At 41.1% G+C, this 7,042-nt stretch carries 6 protein-coding genes; 5 read left to right on the plus strand and 1 reads right to left on the minus strand.

What is annotated here, in order from left to right:
• Nucleotides 1–73: 73 nt before the first annotated feature.
• Complete coding sequence (locus P7J58_RS11010; protein ID WP_408556348.1) at nucleotides 74–769, minus strand: GntR family transcriptional regulator; 696 nt, start codon at nucleotides 767–769, stop codon at nucleotides 74–76.
• A gap of 196 nt (nucleotides 770–965) precedes the next feature.
• On the opposite strand from P7J58_RS11010, the gene P7J58_RS11015 reads away from it, so the two are divergent.
• From P7J58_RS11015 to P7J58_RS11035, 5 genes are all read left to right on the plus strand, one after another.
• A complete protein-coding gene (locus P7J58_RS11015; protein ID WP_408556347.1) occupies nucleotides 966–1,757 on the plus strand; it encodes an endonuclease/exonuclease/phosphatase family protein in 792 nt (263 codons plus the stop codon).
• A 33-nt stretch (nucleotides 1,758–1,790) separates the two neighbouring features.
• Nucleotides 1,791–3,959, plus strand: coding sequence for a PTS transporter subunit IIBC (locus P7J58_RS11020; protein ID WP_408556346.1), 2,169 nt, complete (start codon nucleotides 1,791–1,793; stop codon nucleotides 3,957–3,959).
• Between the two features lie 109 nt (nucleotides 3,960–4,068).
• Complete coding sequence (locus P7J58_RS11025) at nucleotides 4,069–4,785, plus strand: YebC/PmpR family DNA-binding transcriptional regulator (protein ID WP_004194195.1); 717 nt, start codon at nucleotides 4,069–4,071, stop codon at nucleotides 4,783–4,785.
• 368 nt (nucleotides 4,786–5,153) lie between these two features.
• The gene (locus P7J58_RS11030) at nucleotides 5,154–6,002 is read left to right on the plus strand and encodes an S-adenosyl-l-methionine hydroxide adenosyltransferase family protein (protein WP_408556345.1); all 849 of its coding nucleotides are present in this window, start codon (nucleotides 5,154–5,156) and stop codon (nucleotides 6,000–6,002) included.
• Between the two features lie 20 nt (nucleotides 6,003–6,022).
• Nucleotides 6,023–6,571 (plus strand): ECF-type riboflavin transporter substrate-binding protein, encoded by a 549-nt coding sequence (locus tag P7J58_RS11035; protein WP_024377202.1) that lies wholly within the window; start codon nucleotides 6,023–6,025, stop codon nucleotides 6,569–6,571.
• Nucleotides 6,572–7,042: the final 471 nt, after the last annotated feature.

The raw sequence follows: 7,042 nt of genomic DNA on the forward strand, positions 1-7,042 counted from the left end.
TCCTCCAGTTTTGTTTTTTATAACAGTATACAGGAGGAGGGAGTGATTAGATAGATACCTTGTTATTGGGCGGTTACGATACAAAGGTAACCTTGTCTGGTCGGTAGGTGATGGTGCCGTACTGGAAGGGACGGCCGTCTGCTAGGTAGGTAGTACTGGTGACGGAGACCACCATGTCGTAGTCAGCTAGATCAAGCAAGGATTTTTCTTCCTCCGTCGCAAAGCGGAAGGAAATTTCTCGGCGGGAATGGGAAATTTCTAAGCCAAGTTCGTTTTCCAAATACTGATAAATAGAGCTTTCGGCAATTTCTTTGCTGAGATAGGGGACAATCCTGCGGTCAAAGTAGGAAATCTCATACTCTAATCGCTCACCGTCGATAGTCCGAACGCGGCTGACACGGTACAGATCCGTTTTTTCATCCACTTCCAATTCCTTCATGACCTCTGGCTGACCTTGGACAATATAGAGGTTGGTCAATTCGGTCTGGACTTGATGGTGGGCAGAGCGGTTGAGTTCACTGACGGTCTTCAATTCGGACACAAATGGTTTTCTGACCAGGTTGTGGTCTAAGATAATCGAGTTTCTCCCCTGACGCTTTTGAATATAGCCATCCATCTCCAACAGCGATAGGGCCTTGCGGATGGTGTCCTTGGAATAGGAATAAATCTCCATCAGTTCATTTTCTGTAGGCATCTCTTGATTGGCCTGCCAGATATTTTGTTCAATTTTTTCCTTGATGTCAGCGTAGACTTTCTTGTATTTACTCATTGGGGGTAACTTCCTAGCTTGCTATTTACCGTTAGTATATCATAAAAAATGCCAAAGGTCAGTATTCTAAGTCTAGACAAACTTTTACGTAAAACTGACAAAATTATTCCGTAAAACTATTGACGAATGAAAACGTTTACGTTATAATAAGGTTACAAGTTGAAAAGGTTTTACTAAGTAAATAGAAAGGAGAGATATGAAATTACTAACAGTCAATGTTCATGCTTGGCTAGAAGAGGACCAGCATGAGAAGTTGGATATTTTAGCTCAGACCATTGCCCAAAAGCAATATGATGTGATTGCTCTTCAGGAAGTCAACCAGTTGATGACAAGTCCTCTGGTGACCAAGGACTTACGGCAAGACAATTATGGTCTGGTCCTGCTTGAGAAACTGAGAGAGCTTGGAGTGACAGGCTATTCTTATTTCTGGTCCAATTCCCATATTGGTTACGATCGATACGATGAAGGAATTGCCTTCTTGACCAAACTACCTGTCTATGAAGTGGATGCCTTCTACTGCAGTCAGAACAAAGATTTGACATCAATCTTGTCTAGAAAAATCATTGGTTTGACGGTCTTGTATGAGAAGGAATTGATTGACATTTATTCTTGTCATATCAATCTTCCTGACAGTAAAGAAGAAAATCAGCTAGATAATATCCGCTCGATTGTGAAACGAACAAGTTCGGACCGCTTGAAAATTCTAATGGGAGATTTCAATACGGATGCTTTATCAAATCCCAAAGCCTACCAAGCTATCAAGGACCTTGGTCTTTATGATAGTTATGATTTGGCTGAGGAAAAGGATAGGGGAATCACCGTTGAAAAAGCCATTGACGGATGGGCTGGTCACAGTCAGGAAAAACGATTGGATTACATTTTCTTAAATCAGAAAAAGGAAGTTTTATCCAGCTTAGTGATTTTCAATGGAGAGAATCGTCCGATTATTTCAGACCATTTTGGTGTGGAAGTTGAAATTAATGTATAAAATGGCACAGAGCCAAAAAATAAAGGAGAAAAAATGAAAAAATTTCTTAGTTTCGAATTTTGGCAAAAATTCGGTAAGTGTTTAATGGTCGTGATTGCAGTTATGCCTGCAGCAGGTCTTATGGTTTCTATCGGAAACTCTATTCCGTTAATCAGCCCAGAATCAGAACTCTTGATTCGTATTGGGAATATTATCGCCCAAATCGGTTGGGGGATTATCGGAAACCTTCACTTGCTCTTTGCCTTGGCTATCGGTGGTAGCTGGGCTAAGGAAAAGGCTGGTGGTGCCTTCTCAGCAGGTCTTGCCTTTATCCTTATTAACTTGATTACAGGTCACTTCTTTGGTGTGACGACTGACATGCTTGCAGATGCAGCGGCAACCGTAACCACTGTTTTTGGAACAGAGATTCCAGTTTCAGGCTACTTCGTCAATATCTTGGGTCAACCTGCTCTGAACATGGGTGTCTTCGTTGGTATCATCGCTGGTTTTGTAGGGGCAACAACCTATAACAAATACTACAATTACCGCAAATTACCTGATGTTTTGACCTTCTTTAACGGTAAACGCTTTGTACCATTTGTGGTTATCTATCGCTCAGTTCTTGTAGCGCTAGGATTAGCTATCTTTTGGCCGGTTGTTCAAACAGGAATCAACAGCTTTGGTAAATGGATTGCAAGCTCACAGGATACAGCACCAATTCTTGCGCCTTTTGTTTATGGTACCTTGGAACGTTTGCTTCTTCCATTTGGTTTGCACCACATGTTGACCATTCCAATGAACTATACGTCACTTGGTGGTACCTATGACATCTTGACAGGTGCACAAGCAGGTACACAAGTATTTGGACAAGATCCACTCTGGTTGGCTTGGATTACAGACTTGATCAACCTCAAAGACGCTGGTGATATGGCTCAGTACAATGACCTTCTTGCAAACATTACTCCAGCCCGTTTCAAAGTTGGTCAAATGATTGGTTCATCAGGGATTTTGATGGGATTGACTTACGCTATGTACCGCAATGTGGATGAAGATAAAAAACATAAGTACAAAGGTATGTTTATTTCTTCAGCACTTGCCGTCTTCTTGACAGGTGTAACAGAACCAATCGAGTTCATGTTCATGTTTGCAGCAATGCCACTCTATGTCGTTTATGCTTTTGTACAAGGTGCGGCTTTTGCCATGGCTGACGTTGTCAACTTGCGTATGCACTCATTTGGTAATATCGAATTCCTTACACGTACACCGATGGCGATTAAAGCTGGTATCGGTATGGATGTTATTAACTTCATCTGGGTAACAGCCCTCTTTGCGGTTGGTATGTACTTCATTGCTAACTTTATGATTAAGAAATTCAACCTAGCAACAGCTGGACGCAATGGTAACTATGATACAGAAACAACGGATGTGGTTTCAAACTCAAACGTAGATACTGCGGATGCCAATTCACAAGTGGTTCAAATCATCAACTTGCTTGGTGGTCGTGATAATATCGCAGATGTGGATGCTTGTATGACTCGTCTTCGTGTTAGTGTTAAAGATGTGGCACAGGTTGGAGATGAAAATGCTTGGAAACAGGCTGGTGCTATGGGCTTGATTATCAAAGACTCAGGTGTTCAAGCAGTCTATGGACCAAAAGCAGATGTTCTCAAATCAGACATTCAAGACTTGCTAGAATCAGGCGTAGCCATCCCTCGTACGGAAATTGTTGCGACTGAAACAGTAGTTGAGGAAGCACAATTCAAGGGTGTGACCGAGGCAGTTTATTCTGTTGCTGAAGGTCAAGCCATTGCCATCACAGAAGTGAAAGAACCGGTCTTCTCACAAAAAATGATGGGCGACGGTTATGCAGTTGAGCCTAGCTCCGGCAATGTTTACGCACCAGTTTCAGGTATTGTAACTAGTGTCTTCCCAACAAAACACGCTGTCGGTATTTTGTCTGACAAGGGTGTAGAAGTTTTAGTTCACGTTGGTTTAGAGACAGTTGCACTAAATGGTGCTCCATTCTCAACTAAGGTAACAGATGGTCAACGTGTTGAAACAGGGGATTTGCTCCTTGTTGCAGACCTTGAAGCTATTCGCTCAGCAGGACGTGAAACAACCATCGTTGTTGCCTTCACAAACACTGCTGAAATCAAATCTGTCAGCCTTGGAAATCTTGGACAGGTCAGTCAAGATAGCCAAGTTGCGACAGTTGAGTTGTAAAAAGTAAAAGACAAGTTCATGCGAGCTTGTCTTTTGATTTTAAAAATCTTCTCAATCCTTGCCATTTATGGTATAATAAAGCGATTTTATAAAATGTAGGAGGTTCCCCATGGGACGTAAATGGGCCAATATTGTAGCCAAGAAAACCGCAAAAGACGGTGCTAACTCAAAAGTTTACGCCAAATTTGGTGTTGAAATCTATGTAGCAGCGAAAAAGGGTGACCCAGATCCAGAAACAAACTCAGCGCTGAAATTTGTTATCGACCGTGCTAAGCAAGCGCAGGTTCCAAAACACATCATTGATAAAGCCATTGACAAGGCAAAAGGAAATACAGACGAAACCTTCGTGGAAGGTCGTTACGAAGGCTTTGGACCAAATGGTTCTATGATTATCGTTGATACTTTGACATCAAATGTAAACCGTACCGCAGCCAATGTTCGCTCTGCCTTTGGTAAAAACGGCGGTAACATGGGTGCATCTGGTTCAGTATCATTCATGTTTGATAAAAAAGGTGTGGTTGTATTTGCAGGAGATGATGCAGATGCCATCTTCGAATTGCTCCTTGAAGCAGATGTCGAAGTCGATGATGTAGAAGCAGAAGACGGTACAATCACTGTCTATACAGCCCCAACAGATTTGCATAAGGCAATTGTTGCCCTCAAAGAATCAGGAATCCAAGAGTTCAACGTCACTGAACTTGAAATGATCCCGCAATCAGAAGTATCACTTGAAGGCGATGACCTCGCAACATTTGAAAAACTCTACGACGCCCTCGAAGACGACGAAGACGTCCAAAAAATCTACACGAATGTAGATGGGTTTTAGCAAAAAAAAGTGCTAGTAGCACTTTTTTTTGCTAAAAGGTTGGAAATGAGAACCAGCGGCAGCTGGTTTTCTTTGTATCTAGATGTCCATGAGGACAATTTTTGGCTTAAAAGGTTGGAGATTGGAACTGCTGCTAGGCAGTTTTCTTTGTATCCAATTGCTCAAAGACGATAGTTGGTTGGAACTAGAGAGTGGGGGATTTTATCTTAAGTTCGAAGAAGGTACGATGGAAAAATTTTCGGTGGCTGATAGTAGGGTGCTTGACAGATAAGGTATAAGGAAAAACTATAGCCAGGCTTTGGAAATATCTATTTGAATGGTCACGAGTTTTCTGTTATCATAGAACGGTAATAAGATTAGGAGAATGTATGTCAAATAATTTACTTGTTTTACAATCAGATTTTGGTTTAGTTGATGGTGCAGTTTCAGCGATGATTGGTGTTGCTCTCCAAGAATCGAGAGATTTAGTTGTTCACCATCTAACTCATGATATTACTCCGTATAATATCTTTGAAGGTTCTTATCGCCTCTTTCAAACGGTCGAATACTGGCTGGAGGGGACAACATTTGTTTCGGTTGTTGATCCGGGAGTTGGTTCAAAACGTAAGAGTGTAGTAGCTTTGACCGAACAAAATCACTACATTGTAACGCCAGACAATGGAACGCTATCCTTCATCAAAAAATATGTGGGGATAAAGGCGGTTCGAGAAATTTCAGAGGTGGCCAATCGCCGTGCCAATACAGAACATTCGTACACCTTCCATGGTCGAGATGTTTATGCCTACACGGGAGCTAAATTGGCTTCTGGACACATTAGCTTTGAAGAAGTTGGTCCAGAATTAAGCGTGGATAAGATTGTGGAAATTCCAACAGTCCCAACGGAAGTTGGTTCGGACTATGTAAAAGGTGCAATTGATATTCTGGATGTTCGATTCGGCTCGCTTTGGACCTCGATTACGCGAGAAGAATTTTACACCTTGCAACCGCAGTTTGAAGATCGCTTTGAAGTGACCATATACAATAACGACATGCTTGTGTATCAAAACCAAGTAACCTATGGCAAGTCCTTTGCGGATGTACGTATCGGACAGCCATTGATTTATATCAATTCCCTCTATCGTGTAGGTGTTGCGATTAATCAGGGCTCATTTGCCAAGGCTTATAATGTCGGTGTAGGTCAAAACTGGCATATTGAAATCAAACGTATTAGTAATTAAAGAAATTTTAGGAGATAGTTATGAAAAATAATTCAATCAAAACAGTCGTTGCTACTGGTATCGGCGCAGCCCTCTTTGTGGTTATTGGTTTGCTGATTAGTATTCCAACCTTTGTACCAAATACCTACATTCAATTGCAGTATGCAGTTCAGTCGCTCTTGTCAATTGTTTTTGGACCAATTGTTGGTTTCTTTGTAGGGCTTATTGGTCATGCCTTTATAGACGCACTGCGAGGTGGGTCGCCTTGGTGGTCATGGGTTCTAGCCTCAGCAGTTTTCGGCTTGGTGTTAGGTTTTGCTAGAAATCGTCTGCGTATTCAAGAAGGAATTTTTGACGGAAAAGATATTTTTGCTTTCAATATTTTTCAAGCAGTAGCAAACCTCATTGCTTGGGGAGTCATTGCCCCAGTTTTAGATATTCTTATCTATAGTGAGGCGGCGAATAAGGTCTTTGCACAGGGACTTGTGGCAGGTATTGCAAACAGTATTACAGTTGCTATTGCAGGGACACTCCTTTTGGCTGTTTATGCAAAATCTCAAACGAAGACAGGTAGTTTGTCTAAAGATTAAGTTTTTATTTTCCCTAGAAAAAATTCTAGGGTTTTTTCAATACCAAAAAATACAAATATGATATAATAATATAAAACAAACAAATACATGTGTTCAAGGGGAGAAGTATGGTCTGGACAGAAGAAAAGTTGGGACCGATTATTCATTCTATACTCAATCCTGACGAGGAAGTTTTAAGTCTTTATCAATCGAAAACGACGAAATCAATTTATGGATGCATTCTTTGGAATAGTTATTATTATAAGGTTTTCCGAGTTAGTAACCACCCATCACAATCTACATATAAACAGCCAACTTTTTATGATTTCCATGGCGAATTTTATATGAAAGGAGCGATTCGGACCTACCTTTACCACACGAACAGTTGGTATGAACTTAGTAAACAAAGCTACTACCCAATGTCATTAAGTTAAGCATTTAAAACTATTCCCGTCCGAGCAATTGATGACCAAACGGGAATAGTTTTTGTAT

It is taken from the genome of Streptococcus suis, assembly GCF_046032535.1.
Taxonomy (GTDB): Bacteria; Bacillota; Bacilli; order Lactobacillales; family Streptococcaceae; genus Streptococcus; species Streptococcus suis_AK.

What these genes read in the sequence shown, in the direction of transcription:
- P7J58_RS11010 (WP_408556348.1), bottom strand. Translation starts at nt 769, where the DNA reads ATGAGTAAATACAAGAAAGTCTACGCTGACATCAAGGAAAAAATTGAA.
- P7J58_RS11015 (WP_408556347.1), top strand. Translation starts at nt 966, where the DNA reads ATGAAATTACTAACAGTCAATGTTCATGCTTGGCTAGAAGAGGACCAG.
- P7J58_RS11020 (WP_408556346.1), top strand. Translation starts at nt 1,791, where the DNA reads ATGAAAAAATTTCTTAGTTTCGAATTTTGGCAAAAATTCGGTAAGTGT.
- P7J58_RS11025 (WP_004194195.1), top strand. Translation starts at nt 4,069, where the DNA reads ATGGGACGTAAATGGGCCAATATTGTAGCCAAGAAAACCGCAAAAGAC.
- P7J58_RS11030 (WP_408556345.1), top strand. Translation starts at nt 5,154, where the DNA reads ATGTCAAATAATTTACTTGTTTTACAATCAGATTTTGGTTTAGTTGAT.
- P7J58_RS11035 (WP_024377202.1), top strand. Translation starts at nt 6,023, where the DNA reads ATGAAAAATAATTCAATCAAAACAGTCGTTGCTACTGGTATCGGCGCA.